Source organism: Oceanisphaera sp. W20_SRM_FM3 (assembly GCF_052119705.1).
Taxonomy (GTDB): Bacteria; Pseudomonadota; Gammaproteobacteria; order Enterobacterales; family Aeromonadaceae; genus Oceanimonas.
Genome location: NZ_JBGQOP010000027.1, coordinates 1 through 24,074 on the forward strand (window position 1 = coordinate 1; position 24,074 = coordinate 24,074).

The 24,074-nt window shown below is 49.3% G+C and carries 21 protein-coding genes and 2 riboswitches; of the genes, 16 read left to right on the forward strand and 5 right to left on the reverse strand.

Annotated elements, in window-relative coordinates:
- Positions 1-167 precede the first annotated feature (167 nt).
- Both ACEN2G_RS12470 and ACEN2G_RS12475 read right to left on the reverse strand, forming a co-directional pair.
- On the reverse strand, positions 168-1,472 hold the full coding sequence (locus tag ACEN2G_RS12470) for an LLM class flavin-dependent oxidoreductase (protein WP_442022008.1): 1,305 nt from the start codon (positions 1,470-1,472) through the stop codon (positions 168-170).
- Positions 1,472-2,263, reverse strand: a complete 792-nt coding sequence (locus ACEN2G_RS12475; protein WP_442022010.1) for a 3-oxoacyl-ACP reductase — start codon at positions 2,261-2,263, stop codon at positions 1,472-1,474. Before ACEN2G_RS12475 ends, ACEN2G_RS12470 begins: the two co-directional genes overlap by 1 nt.
- 54 nt (positions 2,264-2,317) lie before the next feature.
- Positions 2,318-2,420, reverse strand: a riboswitch (TPP riboswitch).
- Between the two features lie 234 nt (positions 2,421-2,654).
- Here ACEN2G_RS12475 and pyrC point away from each other — a divergent pair.
- The 4 genes from pyrC (at position 2,655) to ACEN2G_RS12495 (ending at position 6,728) form a co-directional block, all read left to right on the forward strand.
- Positions 2,655-3,698, forward strand: a complete 1,044-nt coding sequence (pyrC, locus tag ACEN2G_RS12480; protein WP_442022012.1) for a dihydroorotase — start codon at positions 2,655-2,657, stop codon at positions 3,696-3,698.
- A 344-nt stretch (positions 3,699-4,042) separates the two neighbouring features.
- Positions 4,043-4,170: riboswitch (TPP riboswitch) on the forward strand.
- 102 nt (positions 4,171-4,272) lie between these two features.
- The gene (locus ACEN2G_RS12485; RefSeq protein ID WP_442022014.1) at positions 4,273-5,715 is read left to right on the forward strand and encodes a sodium:solute symporter family transporter; all 1,443 of its coding nucleotides are present in this window, start codon (positions 4,273-4,275) and stop codon (positions 5,713-5,715) included.
- A gap of 241 nt (positions 5,716-5,956) precedes the next feature.
- Positions 5,957-6,229: an RNA recognition motif domain-containing protein gene (locus ACEN2G_RS12490; RefSeq protein ID WP_442022016.1), complete on the forward strand. Its 273-nt coding sequence runs from the start codon at positions 5,957-5,959 to the stop codon at positions 6,227-6,229.
- A 1-nt stretch (position 6,230) separates the two neighbouring features.
- Positions 6,231-6,728: a DUF1456 family protein gene (locus ACEN2G_RS12495; protein WP_442022018.1), complete on the forward strand. Its 498-nt coding sequence runs from the start codon at positions 6,231-6,233 to the stop codon at positions 6,726-6,728.
- Positions 6,729-6,808: 80 nt separating this feature from the next.
- On the opposite strand, the gene ACEN2G_RS12500 is transcribed toward ACEN2G_RS12495, so the two are convergent.
- A complete protein-coding gene (locus ACEN2G_RS12500) occupies positions 6,809-7,843 on the reverse strand; it encodes a Gfo/Idh/MocA family oxidoreductase (protein WP_442022020.1) in 1,035 nt (344 codons plus the stop codon).
- A gap of 177 nt (positions 7,844-8,020) precedes the next feature.
- On the opposite strand from ACEN2G_RS12500, the gene ACEN2G_RS12505 reads away from it, so the two are divergent.
- Entirely contained in the window at positions 8,021-10,852 is a 2,832-nt protein-coding gene (locus ACEN2G_RS12505; RefSeq protein ID WP_442022022.1) for an FAD-binding and (Fe-S)-binding domain-containing protein, read from the forward strand.
- 1,025 nt (positions 10,853-11,877) lie between these two features.
- Here the strand turns inward: ACEN2G_RS12505 and ACEN2G_RS12510 are convergent.
- The gene (locus tag ACEN2G_RS12510; RefSeq protein WP_442022024.1) at positions 11,878-13,713 is read right to left on the reverse strand and encodes an MOSC N-terminal beta barrel domain-containing protein; all 1,836 of its coding nucleotides are present in this window, start codon (positions 13,711-13,713) and stop codon (positions 11,878-11,880) included.
- A 187-nt stretch (positions 13,714-13,900) separates the two neighbouring features.
- Here ACEN2G_RS12510 and ACEN2G_RS12515 point away from each other — a divergent pair, with 187 nt between their 5' ends.
- Positions 13,901-14,257: a RidA family protein gene (locus ACEN2G_RS12515; protein WP_442022026.1), complete on the forward strand. Its 357-nt coding sequence runs from the start codon at positions 13,901-13,903 to the stop codon at positions 14,255-14,257.
- A gap of 248 nt (positions 14,258-14,505) precedes the next feature.
- Here ACEN2G_RS12515 and gdhA read toward each other — a convergent pair whose 3' ends face one another.
- Positions 14,506-15,861 (reverse strand): NADP-specific glutamate dehydrogenase, encoded by a 1,356-nt coding sequence (gene gdhA / locus ACEN2G_RS12520; RefSeq protein ID WP_442022028.1) that lies wholly within the window; start codon positions 15,859-15,861, stop codon positions 14,506-14,508.
- A 274-nt stretch (positions 15,862-16,135) separates the two neighbouring features.
- Between gdhA and ACEN2G_RS12525 the strand changes: the two genes are divergently transcribed.
- The 10 genes from ACEN2G_RS12525 (at position 16,136) to atpH (ending at position 24,066) form a co-directional block, all read left to right on the forward strand.
- Positions 16,136-16,582: a flavodoxin domain-containing protein gene (locus ACEN2G_RS12525; RefSeq protein WP_442022030.1), complete on the forward strand. Its 447-nt coding sequence runs from the start codon at positions 16,136-16,138 to the stop codon at positions 16,580-16,582.
- A 488-nt stretch (positions 16,583-17,070) separates the two neighbouring features.
- Positions 17,071-18,960, forward strand: a complete 1,890-nt coding sequence (gene mnmG / locus ACEN2G_RS12530; protein ID WP_442022032.1) for a tRNA uridine-5-carboxymethylaminomethyl(34) synthesis enzyme MnmG — start codon at positions 17,071-17,073, stop codon at positions 18,958-18,960.
- A gap of 9 nt (positions 18,961-18,969) precedes the next feature.
- Entirely contained in the window at positions 18,970-19,602 is a 633-nt protein-coding gene (gene rsmG, locus ACEN2G_RS12535) for a 16S rRNA (guanine(527)-N(7))-methyltransferase RsmG (protein ID WP_442022034.1), read from the forward strand.
- A 21-nt stretch (positions 19,603-19,623) separates the two neighbouring features.
- Positions 19,624-20,427, forward strand: coding sequence for a ParA family protein (locus tag ACEN2G_RS12540; protein WP_442022036.1), 804 nt, complete (start codon positions 19,624-19,626; stop codon positions 20,425-20,427).
- Positions 20,424-21,329: a ParB/RepB/Spo0J family partition protein gene (locus ACEN2G_RS12545; RefSeq protein ID WP_442022038.1), complete on the forward strand. Its 906-nt coding sequence runs from the start codon at positions 20,424-20,426 to the stop codon at positions 21,327-21,329. Before ACEN2G_RS12540 ends, ACEN2G_RS12545 begins: the two co-directional genes overlap by 4 nt.
- Before the next feature lie 211 nt (positions 21,330-21,540).
- Complete coding sequence (locus tag ACEN2G_RS12550) at positions 21,541-21,924, forward strand: ATP synthase subunit I (protein WP_442022084.1); 384 nt, start codon at positions 21,541-21,543, stop codon at positions 21,922-21,924.
- Positions 21,925-21,932: 8 nt separating this feature from the next.
- Complete coding sequence (atpB, locus tag ACEN2G_RS12555) at positions 21,933-22,712, forward strand: F0F1 ATP synthase subunit A (RefSeq protein WP_442022040.1); 780 nt, start codon at positions 21,933-21,935, stop codon at positions 22,710-22,712.
- Between the two features lie 62 nt (positions 22,713-22,774).
- Positions 22,775-23,002: a F0F1 ATP synthase subunit C gene (gene atpE, locus ACEN2G_RS12560; RefSeq protein WP_442022042.1), complete on the forward strand. Its 228-nt coding sequence runs from the start codon at positions 22,775-22,777 to the stop codon at positions 23,000-23,002.
- Positions 23,003-23,051: 49 nt separating this feature from the next.
- Positions 23,052-23,522: a F0F1 ATP synthase subunit B gene (gene atpF / locus ACEN2G_RS12565; RefSeq protein ID WP_442022044.1), complete on the forward strand. Its 471-nt coding sequence runs from the start codon at positions 23,052-23,054 to the stop codon at positions 23,520-23,522.
- Positions 23,523-23,535: 13 nt separating this feature from the next.
- On the forward strand, positions 23,536-24,066 hold the full coding sequence (gene atpH / locus ACEN2G_RS12570; protein ID WP_442022046.1) for a F0F1 ATP synthase subunit delta: 531 nt from the start codon (positions 23,536-23,538) through the stop codon (positions 24,064-24,066).
- The last annotated feature ends 8 nt before the right edge of the window (positions 24,067-24,074 follow it).

Here is a 24,074-nt window from a genome sequence, read left to right on the forward strand (position 1 = left end):
TAAATTTACGCTTGGTTCGGTATTGCATACACTTCCTCACTCTGAAGAAGTGTCTACTTATTCGGGGCCATTCCAAGAGTAAAGGGCTGATGCGGAGCAAACATAGATCCGAAAGATAGAGCAAAGGGTGACGCTTTACGCCTCACCCTTTCCCCCCTCACGGTCAGTTACGGCTTAGCCAAGCCTAAGTGACCGCGTAAGGTATCGGTTTCGTAATCGATACGAAACAGGCCGCGGCTTTGTAGCTCAGGCACCACTAGGTTAACAAAATCATCTAGGCTATCTGGAAACGACGGCGGCATCAGGTTAAACCCATCGGCACCTTCATTTCTAAACCACAGCTCCATTTGATCGGCAATTTGCTCAGGCGTACCCACCATAGTGCAATGGCCACCACCGGCGGCTAAGCGGCCCAATAATTGGCGTACCGTTGGCTGTTCGGTTTCTATAATGCGCAAGATAGTGCTGTAACGGCCTTTAGGACCGGTAAATTCTGCCAAAGATGGTAGCTCAGGTACCGGCTTATCCAGCTCCCAGCTCATGCAATCTTGTTGGGTATATAAACCGAGCTGGCGCAGTGACGCATCAACAGGCAACAACTCATCCAGCTCGCGCTGCTTAGCTTTGGCCTCTTCTTCGGTAGCCGCCACATAAGTGACTAAGCCCGGCATAATAGGCACATTAACTTCACGACCGGCAGCCTGCACGCGGCGTTTAATGTCTCGGTAATATTCTTGGGCGGCCGGCAAATCATAGGCCACCGCATAAATGCCTTCGGCGCGGCGCGCCGCTAACTCTCGCCCTTGTTCAGAGGCACCAGCTTGAAACATAACCGGATGCCCTTGCAGTGGGCGCGGCACGTTAAGTGGACCATCGACTAAGAAGAACTCCCCCTTATGGTTAATGGCATTCACTTTCGTGGGGTCCGCATAATCGCCGAAACGGTCAAAGGTCAGCGCATCCGCCGCCCACGAATCCCATAACTTAAGTACCGCATCGGCAAATTCCTCAGCGCGACGATAGCGCTCCGCATGCATCGGCATGGACTCGTAGTTGTGGTTGCGCGCTTCTGCATCAAACATAGACGTCACTAGGTTCCAACCCATGCGACCTTTGGAGATATGATCCAGTGACGCCAGATAACGCGCCGCGTGAAACGGCGTGTAAAAAGTGCTGGAAACCGTGCTGATCAGGCCGATTTTATTCGTGGCACGGCTCATGGCGGCCAAGGCCGTTAAGGGCTCTAAAAACCACCAACTGCCGTCGGATACGTTGCCCGCAGACTGACCGTCGGCAAAAAATACCGCATCTAACTTGCCGCGCTCGGCGGTTTGCGCCAATTCTTCGAAAAAACTGATGTCGCCTAAACGCTCCACCGACGATTTAGGATGACGCCATGCGCCTTTATGGTGGCCACAACCAAATAAAAATACGTTCAGGTGCATCATGCGTTGAGTGTTTTTATCTGCCATTAGTTTTTCACCAAGCCGCCATCTACCACCAAGTTTTGGCCGGTGACCGAGCGTGACCAAGGTGAGGCAAAAAACAAGGTGGCATCGGCAAATTCAGCGGGCGTAGTCACGCGGCGCAGCGGCGTGGCGGCGGCAATATAATCAAACACGGCTTCTGGGGTGGCCGCCGACGCATCTGTGGTGCGCAACAAGCCGCCAGATACCATATTGACCGTGATCTGATCGGGACCTAAATCTTGAGAAAGGGTGCGGGTCAACGATAACAGCGCAGCTTTAGCAGCCGTATAGTCATGGTACGGCACTACTGGGTTTTGGAATAAGTTGGTGCCCACGTTGACGATGCGACCAAAGCCCGCTTCACGCATACCAGCCAAGGCGGCTTGTGTGGTGTTTAATGCCCCCTTAACCACACCTTCAAACTGCTGCTGCACGTTGCTCCAGCTTAATTGGTCGGCATTTTCACGGGCATCACCGTTAAACGAGAATGCCGGCAAGGCGTTGTTAATAACGGTAGTGATGGGCTGACCAAAGTGAGCTTTTGCTTGAGCGAACAAATACTTTACCGCCTCGGCATCGGTCACGTCAGCTTGTATGGCTAGCGCTTGGGCAGGGTAATCTGAGGCCAACTGTTGAGCGGCCTCGGCACTGTTTAAATAGTTGATTACCACCTTGGCACCTTCACGCAAGAAGGCGCGCACTAAATGCTCGCCCAAGCCGCGGGCACCGCCGGTCACTAATACTAACTGTTGATCGAATGCGAATGCGGTTGGTGAAATAGGATTCTGTTGCATGGCTTTACTACCTCTAAAAAGTCAGAGGCGAAGGCAGATGGGCAGCGTTGCCGTGAGCCGAATGGCTGACATCCCTTCGCCAGTATGAACTGGATCAGGTTCGACGGGTGTTATCTCAGCCGAGCAGATGTGCTGCCCGACACCCCGTGTCACGAGCTAGACCATAGCATACCCCTGCGGGGAGCTGAAAGCCGGAAGCTATAAGCGGTCAGCTAAAGAACACACTCCGCTTTCTGCCGTCTAACCATATATCTCTTTAATCTGGCTCTGTATTGTTTATGTTTTGATTTTTCTTCTGGCTTCCAGCTTATCGCTTATGGCTATCTTCGATTTGGTTAAAACAGCTCGGCAGTAGATAATGGCGGTCTGGATGCAATGGAGAACACCTTTGATGAGCTCACAAGTTACTAGCCTGACCATTACTCGCCCCGACGATTGGCATTTACACCTGCGCGATGGCGCACTACTTACAGATACGGTCGCCGACGCCAGCCGTTATTTAGGCCGCGCACTGGTAATGCCTAATCTGTTGCCGCCTGCCACCACTACCGAATTGGCGCTGGCCTATTACGACAGAATATTGGCAGTGCGCCCATCAGGCAGCCAGTTTGAGCCTTTGATGAGCTTGTACCTGACCGATAAAACGGATCCGCAAGAGATCCGTCGCGCCAAGGACTGCGGTAAAATCGTAGCCTGTAAGTTGTATCCAGCCGGTGCCACCACTAACTCCGACTCTGGCGTAACCGATGTTAAGAATATTTACGCTGTGTTGGAGGTGATGCAAGAAACCGGCATCTTGTTACTGGTGCACGGTGAAGTGACCGATGCCAGTGTCGATATTTTCGACCGTGAAAAAGTCTTCCTCGAAACTATCTTGCCAAACGTAGTGCGCGACTTCCCCAACTTAAAAATCGTGCTTGAGCACATCACCACCGAGCACGCGGTGAAGTTTGTGGAGCAAGCCGGCGACAATGTAGCCGCCACCATTACCACCCATCACTTAATGTTTAACCGTAACCACATGCTGGTGGGTGGCATTCGTCCGCACTACTATTGCTTGCCCATCTTAAAGCGCAACACCCATCAGCAAGCCTTAGTGAAAGCCGCCACCAGTGGCAACAAGAAGTTTTTTATGGGTACCGACTCGGCGCCGCACTTTAAGAAAAACAAAGAAACCGCCTGTGGCTGTGCTGGCGCCTATACCTCCCATGCCGCCGTTGAGCTGTATACGGAAGTATTTGAAGAAGCAGGTGCCTTGGATAAGTTAGAAGCCTTTACCAGCCATAACGGCCCCGACTTCTACGGTCTGCCACGCAACGCCGACACTATTACCTTGGTTAAAGAGACCTGGTCTGTGCCTACCACTTTGCCGTTAGGCGGCGAAGAGTTGGTGCCCATTCGTGCCGGTGAAACCATCAGCTGGATGGTTAAGTAACTTAACGCCTAGCGCCTAGCGCCTAGCGCCTAGCGCCTAGCGCCTAGCGAAATAATAAGCCCCGAACCTATGGTTTGGGGCTTTTTTTATGCCTTTGTAGGCGAACGCTTGCTCTCGCATTTCGGCGCAGCCGGAAATATTTAAAAAATTTACGCTTACAACGTAATACGAGAATAAATGTTCTCCTACAAAAAACGCGCTCCCGTAGGGCACCGTTTTGGCGCGAGTTACGTGGCAAAAATAAGTTTTGCTGTGGGTTTGTCTATTAGCTTGGTGCTTGGCGCCGGGCGCTCGGCGCTGTTCGTCCAAAATTTGACAAGCATCACATTTGTTCTTACTCTCATCGCCATTCCTGGGGGAGCCTAAGGTGCAGAATTTGCACCCAAGTTGGCTGAGATTCCGCAATTTGCTGCGGTAACCCTTAGAACCTGATCCGGATAATGCCGGCGAAGGGAAGGAACAAGTCTCGCATTCCCTCTCTGCGCCTGTGTTCTCCGGCATATTATCGTTCATATAAACGTCAATGATTGACGATGTACATATGCTTGCCTAATTATTGGCAAAGGGAGAACTCATGTTACTCAGCACTACCGAAGCCATTCTCTGGCTCTGTTTATTTGCCGCCGTATTTGCCGTACCCGGTATGCTATATGCCCGCCGCCAACAAGACCAAATTGAAGACTTTGTGGTGGCCCGTAATAGCCAAAATGGCATGGCCACCATGCTCACACTACTGGCCACCACCTTAGGCGCTTGGATTTTATTTGGCCCCGCCGAAGCGGCGACTTGGGGCGGCATAGGTGCCGTGACCGGTTATGCACTGGGTTCACTCGCCCCTAATTTTATGATGATCCCCTTAGGTAAACGGCTGCGTGAGCTGATCCCCGAAGGCCATACCCTAACCGAGTTTGTGCTGCATCGTTACGGTAAAACTATGTACGGCTTCGTGATGGTGATCATGATGTTCTACATGTTTATCTCGTTGACCGCAGGCCTCACCGCCATCGCTAAAATGGTCAGTTTGCTGGCACCCGTGCCGTTATGGGCCACGGCGTCTATCGTGATGTTTGCCACCTTGCTTTACACCTTATACGGCGGTCTGCGAGTCACTATTTTTACCGACCGCGTACAGATGCTAGTGATACTGCCGTTCCTAATCTTACTGATCTTCTTTGGCTGGCAAGCGGTGGGCGGCATTGGCCCCACCGTTGCCGGCCTTAAAGAAAAAGCGCCAGCACTGCTAAATCCTTTTGATATGAGTGGTTTTAAATCCGGCTTAACTTTCTTTATTGCCGTGGTGTTAACTGGCCTCTTCTATCAAGGTACTTGGCAGCGCATCTTTGCCGCCCAAGACAACAAAGCGATTCGCAATGGCTTTCTGGTCAGTGGTCTGATGAGCTTTATCTTCATCTTTATCATGGGGTTATTCGGTCTGGCCTTCGTCGGTTTAGACTTACCCGGTGATGGCTCTGTGGCGGTGTTTGATGTGCTGTTATCTAATGTGCCGCTGTGGTTTGCCATCGGCTTAGTGCCCTTTGGGCTGGCCTTGATCATGAGCAGTGCCGACTCGACCATTAGCGGTATTGCTAGCATGTTAGTGGTGGATTTGCGGCGCATTTTGCCCAACTTTAGCGCCAACCGTCTGCTGGGCTTATCGCGCTGGTTGATAGTGTTGATCTCGATTCCGGTATTGATAGTGGCGTCTCAGGGCTTCAGTGTGTTGTATCTGTTCTTATTAGCCGACCTATTATGCTGTGCCGCCGCCTTTCCGGTATTCTTCGGCTTTTATAACGCACGTTATCAAGCCTACAACGCCATACTCAGTACGGCGGCAGGCTTAGTGGCCGGCCTGTGGTTGTTCCCCGCGCCAGGCGCTGAAATTGCATATTTATTGGAGTCTTTCTTGCTGGCGAGCTTGGTGCCGGTTCTGGTATCGGCTTTGTTGCAAGTGATACCTAATCGCAAAGCGTTCGACTTCTCTATCTTGCGCCAACGTATTCGTAGCCTAGAAAGCTAAGTAAGCAGCTAAGTAAAAAGCCAAGCTAAAAACCTCATTTAAAGCCGATCTCAAGGGTCGGCTTTTTATAGCTTATGATTAACGCTCACGCCATAAGTCGGCAGACGCACGCCCGACAAACTGCTACACTCGCGCCCCCTGCGTTAAGCATTCAGGTTAACGCCAGCCCATTTTAGTAACCACAGCCTATTTTCGACTTATTATTAACAGATAAGACGCCAACCTGTTATTTGGAGAATCCATGAAGATTATGATCCGAGGCTTATCACGCCTCACTACAGAAGAAAAAATTCTCGCGCTCTTGGCCCCTTATGGCTTAGTGCAATACTTCCACCTGGTGATGGATCCTAATACCAATAACTCCAAAGGTTTTGGTTTTGCCTTTATGCCAAACCCAGCCCAAGCCAAGGCTGCCATCAAAAGCTTGAACGGCATCGAAGTTGACGGTGAGAAAATTCGCGTGAAGAAAGCCGAAGACAAGCCTGAAGATGCTAAAAAAGTGGAGCCTAAATAAGATGACGAATAACGATATCTTGCGCCGTGTGCGCTATTCACTGGACTTAAAAGATGCCCAGTCGCTCACCCTATTTGCTCAAGGTGGCATTGAGATTGATGAGGCACAGTTTTTGGCTTTGCTGGCCAAAGAAGAAGACGCCAATTATCACAGCTGCAGCAATGAGCAACTGTTAGGCTTTTTAGATGGTTTGGTATTACAAGAACGCGGCCCTCGCGACGGCGGCCCGGCACCTAAAAATGACAGTGCCGAGCCAATGAATAACCAAGTATTTAAAAAGCTGCGTGTAGCCTTGCAGTTAAAAGAAGATGACATCTTAAGCTTGCTGGCCTTGGCAGGTTTTATCGTCAGAAAGCCTGAGCTAACTTCACTGTTTCGCAAACCCGACCATAAGCATTTTAAAGCCTGTGGCGACCAGTTTTTGCGTAACTTCTTGCAAGGCCTAGCGCTGCAACGCCGCCACGGCGCAACGCCAACTGATGCAGAAAGTGCCGAGTAATAAGTGTAAGGTCGAGACTTAAAGAAAGAGTATTCGACCGCTTTACCCTTTATAAAAAACGCCAAGCCCGCATAAGACAATTAGTTTCTAAAGCTGGTAGCCGTTAAGGGTAAGGTACGACCCTCTGCCGAGCTCTTTTCTGCAATATTAATAATATTGAGTCCATCTAATGCATCTTGCATAGTCACAGGTGGTGGCGCTTCACCGCGCACCGCCTTGGCTGTGGCTTGATAGAAGTAACGATACCCGCCGATTTCAGACTCAATCACTTGAGCATCTTCATCAGAATAGAAAATACCATAATCCGCTTCTGCTTCTTTCGCCAGATAAGGCGAGTCGGGCACTATGCCGTTTTGCAGCCGCTCTTCTTGGGGATCGAAGCCACGTTTAATATAACAACCCAGTTCACCCTGTAGCTTAAAACGTAAGCTAGGTCCTGGATGATAAGGGCTGGAATGCAACACCACTTCTTTATCGTGGTAATGCAGCTGCACATGAAAATAGTCGGTTACCTTGGCACCGGGGCGCATCGATAAACAGCGCCCGGTCACAGACTGTGGCTTACCAAATAGCACCAATGCCTGATCCACCAAGTGCCCACCTAAATCAAACCAGATACCGGCGCCCAGGCCTGGGGTTTCGACTCTTACTCGAGGGCGAAAACGGTCAAAGTGAGATTCAAAACCATGAATAGGACCCAAGGTGCCGTCGGCTAATAATCTACGCAGCGTTAAGAAGTCGCTGTCCCAGCGGCGATTATGAAACGGGATCAAGCAAAGGTTATTCGTGTCGGCTAAGCGCATTAGGTCATTACCTTGATGCAACTGAGTCACTGTGGGGTTTTCCATCACCACGTGTAAACCTAAGCTCAAGGCCTTGCGGCCTAATTCATAGTGCACTTCATTGGGAGCCGTGATCACCACCAGCTCTGCGCCGGACTCGGCCAGCATCTGATCCACGTCTGTGTACACAGTTACATTTGGCCATTCGGCGGCAGCCAATTCTGGCTTAGAAGTGCTGATGGCGACTAATTCAAAGTCCGCCAGACTATTAATAAAAGGCAGATGAAAGATGCGAGCCGACTGGCCGTAGCCGATAATGGCGGTTTTAATCACAGTTAACCTCGTTAAAAATCATATTTGTTATACCATCAATGACACTTATCTTATGTTAATCCCATTACTCTTGTTAATTTAATCAGCACAGCTGTTAACAACTTGCTCTAGCCTAACCTTATGCTCGAATAAAATCATAATAAACTGCAGCTTAGTCGCACCTTAGGAAGCCTTGTCATGGACTCTCATTACTCTTTATTGCTGGCCGAACTGGCGGAATTTTTACCTACCGAGCGTATTATTACCGATCCCGCACTCTGCTTAGCGCTCGGTACCGATGCCAGTTTTTATCGTTTATTGCCTAAGATAGTGTTGCGCTTGGCCAGTACCGAAGAAGTGATCAAGGCAGTTACCTTGTGTAGCCAACATGCTATTCATTGCACCTTTCGCGCCGCGGGCACCAGTCTCTCGGGACAAGCAATTTCAGATTCGGTGTTGATCACCTTAACCGATGATTGGCGCGGCCACAGCATAAGTGCAGACGCTAGCACCATAAGACTAGAGCCCGGCGTGATTGGCGCCGATGCCAATAAGTATCTGGCGCCCTTTGGTCGCAAAATAGGCCCAGATCCCGCCTCCATCAATAGCTGTAAAATCGGTGGCATAGCCGCTAACAATGCCTCTGGCATGTGCTGCGGTACGGCACAAAATTCTTATCAAACCTTAGCAGGCATTAGCCTAGTACTGGCAGACGGTACTTACCTCGATACCCGTGATGACGTAAGTAAGGCAAATTTTGCCAAACAACAGCCACAATTACTGAGTGGCTTACAGGCATTGCATCAACAGGTGCTAGCCAACCCAGCCTTAAGTGAGCGTATCCGCCACAAGTATCGACTGAAAAACACCACAGGCTACAGCCTAAACGCCCTGCTCGATTTTGCCGATCCCTTCGACATGCTCGCTCACCTAATGATTGGCTCGGAAGGTACCCTGGGCTTTATTAATGACATTAGTTACCACACGGTACCTGATCATGCCTTTAAGGCTTCATGCTTGTTAGTGTATGCGGATATAGAAACTACTTGTTTGGCCGTTACAGAGCTAGCTAACACTGCCGTGGCCGCCGTGGAATTGATGGACGGCCGCTCTCTGCGTTCCATTGCCAATCTAGCCGGGATGCCTGAGTTTATTCAACATCTGGATTTAGAAGCGGCGGCATTATTAGTAGAAGTACACGGTGCCACTCAAGTCGAGCTAGAGCAAAAATGTGTACAGGCAATGGCTGCTATTGACGGCTTTACTCTACTCAATCAAGTACCTTTTACTCAAGATAAAAGTCTGTGTACCAATCTGTGGGCTATGCGTAAAGGCATGTTCCCTGCTGTGGGTGCGGTGCGTGAAACGGGCACGACCGTGGTGATCGAAGATGTAGCGTTTCACGTGAAACATTTAGCCCCAGCAGTGCGTAAGTTAACGGCTTTGTTTGATCAGTTTGGTTATCACGAAGCCATTATTTTCGGCCACGCCTTAGCGGGTAACTTGCACTTCGTGTTTACACAGGGCTTCGATAGCGAGACCGAACGTCAACGCTACGGTGACTTTATGCAAGCCGTCACTCAATTGGTCGCCGTGGAGTATCAAGGTTCGCTAAAAGCCGAGCACGGTACTGGGCGCAATATGGCACCCTTTGTGGAATTAGAATGGGGAAAAGATGGCTACCAGTTAGTGCAGCAGATTAAAGCCTTATTCGATCCCCAAGGCATTCTTAACCCGGGTGTAATCGTCAATGCCGACCCAAGCGCCCACCTACAACATCTTAAACCGCTTCCCGCCGCCGATCCGCTGGTAGATAAATGTATTGAATGTGGTTTTTGTGAAGCCGTGTGCCCATCAAAGAATTTAAGCCTAACACCTCGTCAGCGCATAGTGCTGTATCGAGAGCTACAACGCCGTCGAGCGGATAACGATACGATTGCCGATACTATGCAGCAGGTATTTGACTATCACGGTGTGGATACTTGTGCCGCCACCGGTTTGTGTGAGCAGCGCTGCCCCGTCGGCATTAATACCGGTGATATGATGCGCAAACTGCGCACCGTGCGTTACCAAAAATTTCAGCCTATCGCCCGTTGGACTGCCCAACACTTTGCAGGTACCACCAAAGCCGTCGCCTTGGGTTTGCATGCCATCAGCGGCAGCCGCAAGCTATTAGGCAATCAAGCCATGACGCGTATTAATAGCAGCCTGCAGAGCATTAGCCGTAACAAGCTACCAATGTGGTTTCCTGAATTACCCATAGCTAACTCGCATCGGCTAGCAAAAGAGCATATCAAGCCTAAGCCTAAGCAACAGCCAAGCAGTAATAAGGTAGTGTACTTTCCCTCTTGTGCTAGCCGCACCTTAGGCCAATCACCACAAGCCAACGACATACGCCCACTCACTGAAGTGAGCATGTCGGTATTAAGCAAAGCCGGCTTTGAGGTGATTATTCCAACCCAGCTGAATAGTCTGTGCTGCGGCATGCCTTATCAAAGCAAAGGCATGTTTGAACTGGCAAACGACAAGATGCAGGAATTGGAGCAGGCATTGTGGCAAGCATCAGAACAAGGCCGCTGGCCGATACTCATGGATACCAGCCCTTGTGCCAAGTTAAGTCAGGATACCTTTACTCAAGCGCTCTCCGTGTACGAGCCAGTGGCTTTTGTCCTAGATCAAGCAATAGCACGGCTGCAGCTAACGCCTCTCGATGAAACAGTGATGCTGCACATTACCTGTAGCAGCCAGCGCATGGGATTGAGCGATAAGATGCTAAGGCTGGCTCAGTTATGTGCCAAACAAGTGGTCGTACCCGAGCACATCAGTTGCTGCGGTTTCGCTGGCGATAAAGGCTTCACCCTGCCCGAGCTTAACGCTTCGGCACTGGCCACACTCAAGCAACAAGTACCCAACGACTGTACACGAGGAGTAAGTAACAGCCGCACCTGTGAATTAGGCTTAAGCCACCACAGCGGCATCAACTACGAGTCGATTTTGTATTTAGTAGATGAAGCAGCGACTGCGCTGTAAGGCGTGAGGCGTGAGGCGTAAACCATAAGAGCTGGAAGAAAGACTGCAACGAAATCCACTAAACCCACGAAAAGATTAACATGGGATAAGATCGAAAAGTGACTAACAGCTTGATTATGGTAAGTTCAAGATCTAGAGCCATTTTTGCCACGGAAGAACACGGAACGCACAGACATAGTTCACGAGCAACAACAGCCTAAGGGATTATTTATGGTAAGAGCTCTCATCGTTCAGACCCTTATGTTTAGCTCTTACTATTAACTGATTACCAACAAAGCTCAGCCATGTTTCAGTAAACTAATCACCAATAGATTCAATGGGTCACATGGAACGGCTCGTATTTTGGTAAGAATATGGGACTCGGTTTGGTGTTTTGACCTTGTAGGGGCCCGTATCTTCGGCGAAGAGGACTTCGGCCCGGTTTAGTGTTTTGGTCTAAATCTAAACCTCAATAACAGCCAGCAAAGCTGGCCAGCCGAAGTCCTCTTTATTAAAGAGACGGGCTGCTACAAAGGACAAACCAAAACAACGCGCATCATGGCTGAAGTTCATACGTAATCAGGTACTATTAAGATCCCTTTTAGATTTAATCACTATTGTTCCGTGTTCTTCTGCTCTTTTCCGTGGCAAATAATCTTTAATCACTAAGACTTAGAACCAAAATCAAGAACTAAGACTATTTCTGCCACGCTTCTTTGTTACAAGAGTCACTGAATACACGGACGCAGTTCACGTGCGACAAGTATTAACAGCGCCGAGCGCTAAGCACCAAGCGCCGAGCTAAAATATAAACACCTTCTTTTGTTTAGCTTGGTGCCGGGCGCTTGGTGCTGCTGTTAAGATCACTATTTTTCTGTGCTTCCTGCTCTTTTCCGTGGCAAATATGTTTTAGTCTTTAAAAATTTAGAACGAGATCCTGAAACAAGTTCAGGATGACGGCATAAAGATAAACAGCGTCTTTTATTTAGCTTGGCGCTTGGTGCTGCTTTTAAGGCATGTTCCCTTCACTCTTTACGCCTCACCCTTCACAGCTCCAGAATAACATCCGTTAGCGGTACGCAGCAGCAGACTAACACTATGCCGGCTTCGCGTTCGGTTGCGGATAACGCGGGGGCTGGCGGTTGTTCCACTTCGCCAGATACTAACTGCTGTTTGCAGCTGCCACAAATACCGGCACGGCAAGACCAAGGCAAGGTCATGCCGTGCTGTTCGGCCTGAGTCAGTAAGTCGCGCTGGTTATTGCCGATAAAGCGACGTTCGCCAATTTGGATAGAGACTGACTGTGTTTCACATGAAACATTCTCGCTCTGCAGACAGCCAAAGTACTCTTGTTGTAACAGGGTTGCGGGTAACCCTAACGCTAATAACCAGCTGCGTGCTTGCTGCATAAAACCGGCTGGGCCGCAGAGATAGGTTTGGCGTGTTGGTAACTGTGGGATAGCCGCCAACTGCCCCAGCGTCAGCCGACCGCCCTCGCCTATTTGGGGTTGAGTCAGTACAAACTGCAGGCTCATGCCGGGATGCTTATCTACTAATTGCTGTAACTCTACGGCGGCAGGAATATCTTGCTCCGTTCGACACACATGCATAAACACCACATCATGCAACTGTTGCCGCTCGGCAAGTGTACGTACCATAGATAACATAGGGGTAATGCCAGAGCCTGCCGATAACAGCAGATAACGCTCTGCTGCTTGCAGCATAAAATCGCCGGCGGGGGCATGGGCCAATAGCGTGTTACCTGGCTGAAAGCGCTCCGCTAACCAAGAAGAGACCTTGCCATCGGGCTGGCGTTTCACGCTAATGGCATAGCTATCAACATAAGTATCTGCATATTGATCAGCTCCAGCGGCGGCTATAGGACTAGAGCTGAGGCTGTAGTAACGCACATAGCGCTGGCCATCGATATCGACGGCAATGGGTAAATGCTGCCCCGCTTGATAGCTAGGCAGCGCTTTGCCATCGCTCGCCGCTAACCAATAGGTTTCAATATCCGACGTTAACGCTTCGCGCGCCACACACACTAATGAACGGCGTTTAGGTGCTGAGTCAGCATAAATAGCGGCGGTGGCATATTCCAATACCTCGACTGGGTCACCTTGGCAAATAACGCCTTCATTAACGGCTATCAGGTTCTGACCAAAATAGACCTCATTATCTAAGCCGTGCCGATAACGCAACAAAGTGGCCAGCGGTTCTTTATTGGCGTTAAAGTGTTCCGTGCCAGGCGTGATGGTGGTCATCACGCAACGGCTACAAGGTTTGGCGACTACAAACTCCACCTCACCGATACGAATGCGCCGCCAGCCATCTTCTTCAAACGCACGATGAGCCGACACCACTAAGTTGGGCCTAAATTGTGACATCAAAAAATGAGCGTCAGCACGTAAATTAAGATCCGCTAACGATGCCTCAGAGATCAGTAACAGCGGATAGCCATCGGCAAAGCTCACCGCGGTATTTAATTTTTCTCGATAACGCTGTGAATGCTCACCCAGCCAAATAAACTGCACCGCCTCGCCCAAGATCTCACTAAACCAAGCATGGTAGTCAGGATGAGTGCTTAAGGCGCTAAAGTTATCGTCCCACACGTTAACCGTTACTGGCTGCTCCAGAAATTCACTGTGGCGCACCTTCAATAGGTGTTCGCCATAGCGTAAGTCCAAGCCAGCAGCGACCTGTGTTACTTGAATACTTTGTAGGCGCGGATGGGTACGAGCACTAATAAAACCGCCATCGAGTTTGGCTAGCATAAAGCGACGATCACCTAATAAGCCTTCAAAGGTCACATATGCCTGCTCTACACATAAGCCTGCCGCCGACTTGATGGGATAGAGATGGAGCTGCGTGATCGCCGCCATAGAATTTGATCCTTATCGAGATTAAACGTTTACAAGCTCAGCTCAGAGGGTAAGGTTTGCCTATCTTGTGAAGGATAAAGAGTGAAGCACACGACAATCTTTAGGATCTAGTATTGAGTATTAGGTTTCCCCTTTTCCCTTCACACCTTTACTCTTCACCTTCTTAATTAAGCTAACCGGAGCAGACATGGCTATAGAACGCCTACACATTAACGAACGGATGAGCCGCATCGTCAAACATAACGGCATCGTCTATTTGAGTGGCCAAGTGCCCAAAGATACCAGTAAGAATATTACCGAACAAACGGTCACCATGCTGGATAAAGTGGATGAATTATTATTAGAAGCCGGCTCCAGCCGCGAGCATGTGTTGTCGGCCACTATCTTCTTAAAAACCATGAACGACTTTTCCGCCATGAATGCAGTATGGGATCTTTGGGTACCCGAAGGTCACGCGCCGGCGCGCACCTGTGTAGAAGCGGCCATGGCGCGTAATGAGTTGCTGGTAGAAATATCTGTGATTGCAGCTGTACGTGAGGCGTGAGGCGTGAGGCGTGAGGCGTGAGGCGTGAGGAAAAAATAACACCATAGCCCAATCAAACAAAAAGCCCCGAGCTGTTAGGCTCGGGGCTTTTTTACATCATTCGCAAGTATTCGCCTATCAAGGATAAAATCGAAATCCTGACTTTCGTCAGGATGACGACTTAAGGCCACAGGCTTTAGCTTGGTGCTCGGCGCCGGGCGCTATCTCTTTCCCCTCACGCTTCACCCCTCACTCCTTACGGCAATGAATTAAACTACACCCTGCTCTATCATGGCATCTGCCACTTTACGGAAGCCCGCAATGTTGGCGCCTAACACTAGGTTGTTCGGCTCACCAAATTCGGCGGCAGTTTGGCTAGCGTTCTGGTAGATGTTTTTCATAATAACTTTAAGCTTCTCATCTACTTCTTCAAAGCTCCAGCGCTGCATGCTGGCGTTTTGTGCCATTTCCAGCTGGCTGGTGGCCACGCCACCGGCGTTGGCTGCTTTGCCTGGTCCGTAGTGAATATTTGCGCTCAAGAACACCTCTACCGCATCTTGGGTAGAAGGCATGTTCGCACCTTCAGACACACCTATGCAGCCGTTAGCAACCAACGCCTTGGCGTCAGCTTCATTAACTTCATTTTGCGTGGCACAAGGAAACGCCAACTGAGCGCCTTTGATATGCCATACCGCATTGCTATCGGCTGGGTAATCTGCAACTGGAATAAAGGTGGCCTCAGGATGCGCGTTTAGGTACTCATTCAAACGCACATTACGTACTTCTTTCAGCTCTTTCAGGGTCTCTAGATTAATACCGGACTCGTGGTGTATGGTTCCGCTAGAGTCTGAACAGCTAATAGGGGTAGCACCCATTTGGTACAGTTTTTCTATGGTGTAGATAGCCACGTTACCGGCGCCAGATACCAAGCAACGCTTACCGGTTAAGGTATCGCCTTTGTCTTCCAGCATGTATTGCGCGAAGTAGACGCAACCGTAACCTGTGGCTTCTTTACGTGCTAATGAGCCGCCCCACAGCAAGCTCTTGCCGGTGAAGACACCATCAAAATTACCAGTCAGACGCTTATATTGACCAAACATGTAGCCAATTTCACGGGCGCCCACGCCGATATCACCGGCGGGTACGTCTGTGGTTGGGCCAATGTGGCGATACAATTCATTAATGAAAGACTGACAAAAGCGCATTATTTCGCCGTCAGACTTACCTTTAGGATCGAAGTTAGCGCCACCTTTACCGCCGCCAATTGGCAAGCCGGTAAGTGCGTTTTTGAAGATTTGTTCGAAACCGAGGAATTTGATGATGCCAGCATTCACGCTAGGATGAAAGCGTAGGCCGCCTTTATATGGACCCAATGCGGAGTTGAACTCGATACGATAGCCTTTATTGACTTGTACCTTGCCCTGGTCATCAACCCACGGCACACGGAACATAAGTTGGCGCTCAGGCTCAACCATACGTTCGATAATGGAATGCAACTGGTACTTTTCATTGGTTTCAAGGATGGGCTGTAACGACTCCAGCACCTCCTCTACCGCCTGATAAAACTCAGCTTGCGCTGGGCTGGTCTTTTTGAGTTTGGTGATGGTGTTATGAATATACGTCACGATATCTTCCTTGTTATTTTTGGTACTGCTTGGTCGGGATACTGTTTGTTAAGACCCACAGCTATTGAAATATGGATGCGCTTTTCGGTCAATGCAATTGATGCATTAAAGGGGAATATTTTTGTTTTTTTGCATTTAATACCCCGTTATTCCGCCTTGTAGACCGTCGGTTCGGTGTCTTATTAGACTAAAGTCGCCTTGCCGAGCCCTATCTTACACCGACTATTTAGGTTGATGCTGCTAAAATCAGCACTTTATTTTATCGAGATGCCCCATGAAACACATAACTCTCTTGGTCGGCTCCACTTTAGGCGCCGCCGAAGATCTAGCGGTCGACTTAGCCGAGATCCTACAAGAAAATAGTTATCACACAGTTATTCACACTTCTCCCCAAGTTGATCACATCTTGATCAGCCCTCAACACACCCTATTATTAATCTGTTCAACACACGGCGCGGGCGATCTACCGGAAAACATTCAACCTTTCTACCAACAACTGCTAGACCTTACCCCAAACTTAACCGGCCTTAACTATTTAGCCGTCGGTTTGGGCGATTCCGCTTATGATGATTTCTGCAAAGCCATACAAACGCTGGATCGTCAGCTTAAGAACTTAGGCGCCAATCGAGTAGAGGATCAACTTAAGATAGACGTAAGTTTGGCAGATCCACCCGAGATGATCGCAAAACAATGGCTCGATCTCTGGTTATCGAAGCAATAGATCCTAAAATACACGGCTTTTTTGAGATCCGCTCACCCAGGGATCTCCACTGTTAATAAATTCCTTCCACCAAGTTATCAACAGATCCGCTTCACTATTGAGGCGTTTTATTTATCCTCACCTTTTAGCCGTATGTGTATAACCATGGTTGAAAGCGGTGTTAAACCTATAGTTATCCTCTTAATTAAATAAATTCACTAGGCACCCTGTGTATAAGTAGGCCAGTTACCCACCTGCTCAAGGGGATCTACCTAGAGGTTGTACACAGCTATGGATCTTACTTAAGCTCATGATCTTTAAGATCAAAAGAGGCTTACTCACAGAAAAGTGGATCCCTAGTAGTAGTCATAACAGAAGATCTCTCTAGAGATCTAAGATCTATTAAGCACAGCAAAGATCCTCTAGATCGGGTTTCCATCTCAGTCGTAAAACAGCTAAAATAACGGTCCTTCGGGATCCTCACACCTGCTGTCTCAAGAGTATTTGTTATGCGCTATGAAGAATCGTTTGATGTCATCGTCGTCGGTGGTGGCCATGCCGGCACCGAAGCCGCTGCAGCTGCTGCCCGCATGGGAGCAAACACCCTATTATTGACCCATAACATAGATACCTTGGGGCAAATGTCCTGTAATCCGGCCATTGGTGGGATCGGCAAAGGTCACTTGGTTAAAGAGATCGACGCCCTTGGCGGGATCATGGCCATGGCTGCCGATAACGCCGGGATCCAGTTTCGTACCCTGAATGCGTCTAAAGGCCCAGCGGTAAGAGCCACTCGAGCACAAGCGGATCGTCAGTTATATCGCCAAGCGGTACGCACTCGTTTAGAAAACCAGCCTAATTTAAAGATCTTTCAACAAGCCTGTGATGATTTGATCCTCGAAGGCGATACTGTGGTGGGTGTCATCACCCAAACCGGCCTTAGATTCAGAGCGAAAACCGTAATATTAACCGTAGGAACTTTCCTTAACGGCTTGATCCACATAGGTATGGATAATTACAAGGGCGGTCGTGTAGGAGATCCCCCTGCCATAGCTTTAGCCCAGCGTTTGCGTGAGTTACCACTGCGTATCGACCGACTTAAAACCGGTACCCCGCCTCGTATTGATGCCAACAGCGTTGATTTCTCGGTGATGGAAACCCAACCTGGCGATAACCCTACACCTGTGTTTTCGTTCATTGGTAGTCGGGCGGATCAACCGAGACAGATCCCTTGCTACATCACCCACACCAATGAAAAAACCCATGATGTGATCCGCCAGAACTTGGATCGTAGCCCCATGTATGCCGGTGTGATCGAAGGTATTGGCCCACGTTACTGCCCATCGATCGAAGATAAGATCATGCGTTTTGCCGATAAGAGCTCGCATCAGATCTTCGTTGAGCCAGAAGGCCTGAACACCACAGAGCTGTACCCCAACGGCATATCGACCAGTTTGCCGTTTGATGTGCAGCTGCAGATAGTACGTTCGATCAAAGGCTTTGAGCAGGCGCACATCATGCGTCCCGGTTACGCCATCGAATACGATTACTTCGATCCTCGAGATTTGAAGATCAACATGGAAAACAAGTTTTTACATAACTTGTTCTTCGCCGGACAGATCAACGGCACTACTGGCTACGAAGAAGCCGCCGCTCAAGGCTTATTAGCGGGCTTAAACGCTACCTTGCGTGCTTTTGGCAAAGAGCCCTGGTCCGCTCGTCGTGATCAGGCCTATATGGGCGTGATGATGGATGACTTGTCCACGCTCGGTACCAAAGAACCCTATCGCATGTTTACCAGCCGCGCCGAATATCGCTTGCTGTTGCGTGAAGACAACGCGGATCTGCGTTTGACCGAAGCCGGTCGCGAGTTAGGCTTGGTGGACGATCATCGTTGGGCCTTGTTCTGTGACAAGATGGAAAAAATCACCACAGAAACCCAACGCCTGCGCGATAACTGGATTAACCCGGTACATGGGTCTGCCCCGAGCTTAAATGAGTTATTAAAAACGCCGTTAAGCAAAGAACACACCCTAGAAGAGCTGCTGCGCCGCCCCGAGTTAGATTACAAAACGCTGATGACCATAGACGGCATAGGCCCAGGTATTGAGCATGAGCAAGCGGCGGAGCAAGTTGAGATCCAAACCAAATACGCCGGCTACATTGAGCGTCAGAAAGGCGAAATCGAAAAGCAGCTGCGCAATGAGAACACCCACTTGCCACTGGACTTGGATTACCAAGAAGTCCCAGGCCTGTCGACTGAGGTGATCATTAAGCTTAACCAAGCGAAACCAGAAACCTTAGGCATAGCTTCACGCACGCCCGGTATTACACCAGCGGCGATTTCTATTTTGCTGGTACACCTTAAAAAACGCGGTTTGCTGCGCAAATCAGCGTAAAGGTTTGAGATGACTGAACAATTAAAAAATACTCTGGCGCGCCTGCTCGCTCAAACTGAGTTAGTCGTTAGCGAACAGCAAGCGGATCAGCTAGTGACGCTGGTCACCTTGCTCGATAAGTGGAACAAAGCATTCAACTTGACCTCGGTGCGTGACCCACTCGCCATGGTCGGCCGCCATATGGTCGACAGCCTAGTGGTGAGCCCTTACCTAGAAGGCTCCCGCTTTATCGATGTGGGCACAGGCCCCGGCCTGCCCGGCTTGCCGCTGGCCATTATGAATCCGAATAAAGAATTTGTGTTGCTGGACAGCCTCGGCAAGCGGATCCGCTTTATTCGCATGGTTATCCATAATTTGGGGCTGACTAACGTCACCGCCGTCGAAAGTCGCGTGGAGCTCTATCAGCCCGAGCAAAAATTCGATGGCGTGTTAAGTCGCGCCTTCGCTTCATTGGATGACATGGTAAGCTGGTGCGCTCACCTGCCTAAGCCTGAAGGTCGATTTTTGGCACTTAAAGGACAATATCCAGAGCAGGAGTTACAATCATTGCCTGCTCACTTGGCGTTAGATAAGGTTTATCCCTTAACCGTGCCTGAGCAGGACGGAGATCGCCACTTGGTGATCATCAAACTCGCTAGCTAACTAGCCAAATAGAGGTGCTCGGTGGGAAAAGTCATCGCCATTGCCAACCAAAAAGGCGGCGTGGGTAAAACTACGACCTGTGTCAACTTGGCAGCTTCCATGGCTGCAACCAAGCGTAAAGTGTTGGTGATCGACTTAGATCCGCAAGGTAACGCCACCATGGCCAGCGGCATCGATAAATATCAGGTGCCTAATACCGCCTATGAGTTGTTAGTGGACCAAGTGCCCATAGAACAAGTTATAGAGCGCGAAACCAGCGGTGGCTATGATCTCGTTGCCGGCAATGGCGACGTGACCGCCGCCGAAATCAAGCTGATGGAAGTGTTTGCCCGTGAGGTGCGTCTGCGCACGGCGCTGGCCTCGGTACGTGATTATTACGATTATATTTTTATCGACTGCCCCCCTTCTCTGAATTTACTGACCGTCAATGCTATGTCGGCCGCCGATTCGGTATTGGTACCCATGCAGTGTGAGTATTTTGCGCTGGAAGGCTTAACCGCCTTGGTAGATACCATCAGCAAACTGGCCGCCGTAGTGAACCCTGAGTTAAAAATCGAGGGTATTTTACGCACTATGTACGATCATCGTAATCGCCTCTCTAGCGATGTCTCAGACCAACTTAAGACTCACTTTGGTGACAAGGTGTATCGCACCGTGATCCCGCGTAATGTGCGGCTGGCCGAGGCGCCCAGCTTTGGTCAGCCCGCCATGTATTACGATAAATCATCCTTGGGTGCCAAAGCCTACTTGGCCTTGGCCGGTGAAATTTTGCGCCGTGAAGAGCTATCTCTCGACGCTAATGAAACTTCGGAACAATTAGCATGAACATGAAACGACGGGGTTTAGGCAAAGGCTTAGACGCCTTACTGAGCACTAGCTCGGCGGCCAATGTGCGTCAGCAACAAGCCGACTTCCATTCTGAGCCCGGAGCCAATGGCGAGCTGCAAAGCTTGAGTCTTAATCAGTTACGCCCTGGTAAGTACCAGCCGCGCCGCGATATGTCGCAGGTGGCCCTAGAAGAGCTGGCGACCTCGATCCGTCAACAAGGCATTATTCAGCCCATCATAGTGCGACCCATTGCCGAGGGCGGCTATGAAATCCTGGCCGGTGAACGCCGCTGGCGTGCCGCGCGTATCGCGGGCTTAAGCCATGTACCTTGCCTTATTAAAGACGTGGCCGATCAAGCGGCTATGGCCATTGGTCTAATTGAAAACATTCAGCGTGAAGACTTAAATGTGATTGAAGAGTCACGGGCTTTGTCGCGCTTAATCGAAGAATTTGGCTTTACCCATTTGTCGGTAGCGGAAGCCGTGGGCAAGAGCCGCAGTGCGGTTTCTAACCTGCTACGGTTGGCGCAATTGAACGATGAAGTGAAGCAATTGGTCGAACATGGCTCGCTAGAAATGGGCCATGCGCGTGCTTTATTAGGTATTACTGGTGAGCAACAAACGGTATTAGCACGCTTAGTGGCGCAAAAAGGGCTCACAGTTCGCGAAACTGAGCGTTTAGTTAAACAAAGTCAACATCCGAAAAAAGAGTCGATTGAACAACCTAGATCCTTGTTAATGAGCCAACTTGAGCAGGAAATTGGTGCCAAACTGGGTACTAAGGTAGAGATAAAGGCGACTAAGAAGGATCAAGGTCAGCTAGTAATTTCATATAACTCATTGAATGAATTGGATAAAATTAGTCATTTCTTTGGCATAAATGACGAGCCTGAGCTTTAAGTTAACTTATGTAAACAAACAGTTAACAGTCATGACTAAGGGTTAAATGCAGGCAGTAAAGCTATTAAAATAAGCAGCTTACCGCAATTGCATTTATGCCCATCACGGGTATAATTTGACCTGCTTTTTTGGGGCTTAGCTGTAGCAGCTGTCTATCTCGATATCTGCTACCAGTTGGCCCCTAACTGTATCAGGAGTTTTTGTGAACCAAATGAAGCGGCACCTGAGCGACAAGCAACTGGCGCTGGTGACTTTGTGTTGTCAATTACTCCTGGTAGTGGCCGTTGGTGCCCTGTTTTTTTACTTACAGGGTGAGGCTGCTGCTCGTTCTGCCCTTATTGGGGGCGGAATCTACTGGGTTCCCCAATGTTTATTTAGCGTGCGGGTGTTTGCCTTGTCGGCTAAACATGCCACGCCAGGTAGCGTTATGGCGGACTTTTACAGCGGGGCTGGGATTAAGTTTGGTAGCACTATCTTGTTGTTTACGATAGCGCTCAAGTTTATGGAAGTGCAGCATGCACCTCTGTTTGCGGCTTACATCACAGCATTGCTGATGCAGTGGATTGTTTCGTTCACTCTCAACAACCGTTACTAGGAAAACACATGGCTGCAACAGGAGATGTCTTAACTTCCCAAGGTTATATCTCACACCATCTGACGCATTTGCAGGTTGGTTCGGGCTTTTGGGCGTTAAATATCGATTCTTTGCTTGTTTCCGTTGTCCTGGGAATGCTGTTCTTGTGGCTATTCCACCGTGTTGCGACTCGTGCAACCAGTGGTGTGCCTGGCAAGTTGCAATGTGCCGTTGAGCTGTTAGTGGGCTTTGTAGATGGTGCCGTTAAAGACGTCTTCCATGGTAAAAATAAGTTAGTTGCTCCGTTGGCGCTAACCATTTTTGTCTGGGTTTTCTTGATGAACGCAATGGACTTACTACCTGTCGACTACCTGCCTTATGGCGCACAATTGCTCGGTGTTCCTTACCTGAGGGTTGTTCCTTCCGCCGATGTTAACATCACCATGTCCATGGCATTTGGTGTGTTCTTTTTGATTATTATTTTTAGTATCAAAGAGAAAGGCGTGTCTGGCTTTGTTAAAGAGCTGACCATGCAACCACTAAATCACTGGTCAATGATCCCTGTTAACTTGGTGCTTGAGACTGTATCACTGGTCGCTAAGCCTATTTCATTAGGTTTACGACTGTTCGGTAACATGTACGCGGGTGAGATGATTTTCATCTTGATCGCTGGCTTGTTGCCATGGTGGTCTCAATGGGCCCTTAATGTGCCTTGGGCGATTTTCCATATATTGATAATCACCTTGCAGGCTTTCATCTTCATGATCTTGTCCGTTGTTTACTTATCAATGGCGTCTGAAGAGCATTAATAATAAAGATAACAATACTTTAACAAGCAGTCGTTAAACCGCTAATAATTGGAGAAATAAAAATGGAAATGATCTACATCGCTGCCGCCGTTATGTTGGGCTTCGCCGCTATCGCCGCATCTATCGGTATTTCTATGCTGGGTGGCAAGTTCATGGAAAGTGCTGCTCGCCAGCCTGACATGCTGTCAGCTTTGCGTACTAACTTCTTTATCGTAGTTGGCCTGGTTGACGCTATCCCAATGATCACCGTTGGTATGGCTCTGTATCTGATTTTCGCCGTTGCTGCTTAATGCCACGTCTGATCAATCAGTCTGCTAACTATTTTAAAGGAGAGTTGCGATGAACATGAACGCAACAATCCTCGGTCAAACGGTCGCCTTCATTGTCTTCGTTTGGTTTTGTATGAAGTTTGTATGGCCCCCACTTATGGGCGCCATTGAAGCTCGCCAGAAAGAAATCGCCGAAGGTTTATCTTCAGCGGAGCGTGCCAAGAAAGATTTGGCCATGGCGCAAGATCATGCAACCGAACAGCTGAAAGAAGCCAAGCTACAGTCTGCTCAAATTATTGAGTTGGCTAATAAGCGTAAGGCTCAGATCGTCGAGGATGCTACACGTGAAGCCCAGGCTGAACGTGAAAAAATACTGACACAGGCTCAGGCTGAAATTGAAGCCGAACGCAACCGTGTTAAAGAGGAACTGCGTAAGCAGGTTGCTGCTCTTGCCTTGGTAGGTGCAGAAAGAATCCTCGAGCGTCACATTGATGCCGCTGCTAATAGCGACATTGTCGAGAAAGTAGTAGCTGAACTGTAAGGGACATAGAGCTATGGAAATGAAAACCATTGCTCGCCCCTATGCCAAAGCAGCTTTCGATTTTGCCGTTGAGAAAAAAGCGGTTGATAACTGGTTAACTATGCTGGGTTTTGCTGCGCAAGTCGCAACGGATCAGCAAGTAGAAGACCTTATCAACAGCAATCTGAACGCGGAAAAGATGGCCGACTTGTTTTTGGCTGTCTGTGGCGATCAGCTCGATGAGCAAGGCCAGAACCTGATAAAGGTAATGGCCGCAAACGGACGCTTGAGTGTGTTGCCAGCAGTGGTCTTAGAATTTGCCGCATTAAAGGCAGAGCTAGACCGGGAAGTAGATGCCGATGTGGTTTCTGCAGCCGAACTAACTGAGCAACAAATGGCCAAGATTCAGGCCTCACTTGAAAAGCGCTTAGATCGCAAAGTGAAGCTGAATTGCAGTGTCGATCCAGCACTAATGGCCGGCATTATTATTAAAGCCGGTGATTTGGTCATCGACGGAAGTGTTCGGGGCAGGCTGTCCCGCTTGGCTGAAACGCTGCAATCTTGATTGGGGAA

What these genes read in the sequence shown, in the direction of transcription:
- ACEN2G_RS12470 (WP_442022008.1), bottom strand. Translation starts at nt 1,472, where the DNA reads ATGGCAGATAAAAACACTCAACGCATGATGCACCTGAACGTATTTTTA.
- ACEN2G_RS12475 (WP_442022010.1), bottom strand. Translation starts at nt 2,263, where the DNA reads ATGCAACAGAATCCTATTTCACCAACCGCATTCGCATTCGATCAACAG.
- pyrC (WP_442022012.1), top strand. Translation starts at nt 2,655, where the DNA reads ATGAGCTCACAAGTTACTAGCCTGACCATTACTCGCCCCGACGATTGG.
- ACEN2G_RS12485 (WP_442022014.1), top strand. Translation starts at nt 4,273, where the DNA reads ATGTTACTCAGCACTACCGAAGCCATTCTCTGGCTCTGTTTATTTGCC.
- ACEN2G_RS12490 (WP_442022016.1), top strand. Translation starts at nt 5,957, where the DNA reads ATGAAGATTATGATCCGAGGCTTATCACGCCTCACTACAGAAGAAAAA.
- ACEN2G_RS12495 (WP_442022018.1), top strand. Translation starts at nt 6,231, where the DNA reads ATGACGAATAACGATATCTTGCGCCGTGTGCGCTATTCACTGGACTTA.
- ACEN2G_RS12505 (WP_442022022.1), top strand. Translation starts at nt 8,021, where the DNA reads ATGGACTCTCATTACTCTTTATTGCTGGCCGAACTGGCGGAATTTTTA.
- ACEN2G_RS12510 (WP_442022024.1), bottom strand. Translation starts at nt 13,713, where the DNA reads ATGGCGGCGATCACGCAGCTCCATCTCTATCCCATCAAGTCGGCGGCA.
- ACEN2G_RS12515 (WP_442022026.1), top strand. Translation starts at nt 13,901, where the DNA reads ATGGCTATAGAACGCCTACACATTAACGAACGGATGAGCCGCATCGTC.
- ACEN2G_RS12525 (WP_442022030.1), top strand. Translation starts at nt 16,136, where the DNA reads ATGAAACACATAACTCTCTTGGTCGGCTCCACTTTAGGCGCCGCCGAA.
- mnmG (WP_442022032.1), top strand. Translation starts at nt 17,071, where the DNA reads ATGCGCTATGAAGAATCGTTTGATGTCATCGTCGTCGGTGGTGGCCAT.
- rsmG (WP_442022034.1), top strand. Translation starts at nt 18,970, where the DNA reads ATGACTGAACAATTAAAAAATACTCTGGCGCGCCTGCTCGCTCAAACT.
- ACEN2G_RS12545 (WP_442022038.1), top strand. Translation starts at nt 20,424, where the DNA reads ATGAACATGAAACGACGGGGTTTAGGCAAAGGCTTAGACGCCTTACTG.
- ACEN2G_RS12550 (WP_442022084.1), top strand. Translation starts at nt 21,541, where the DNA reads ATGAAGCGGCACCTGAGCGACAAGCAACTGGCGCTGGTGACTTTGTGT.
- atpB (WP_442022040.1), top strand. Translation starts at nt 21,933, where the DNA reads ATGGCTGCAACAGGAGATGTCTTAACTTCCCAAGGTTATATCTCACAC.
- atpE (WP_442022042.1), top strand. Translation starts at nt 22,775, where the DNA reads ATGGAAATGATCTACATCGCTGCCGCCGTTATGTTGGGCTTCGCCGCT.
- atpF (WP_442022044.1), top strand. Translation starts at nt 23,052, where the DNA reads ATGAACATGAACGCAACAATCCTCGGTCAAACGGTCGCCTTCATTGTC.
- atpH (WP_442022046.1), top strand. Translation starts at nt 23,536, where the DNA reads ATGGAAATGAAAACCATTGCTCGCCCCTATGCCAAAGCAGCTTTCGAT.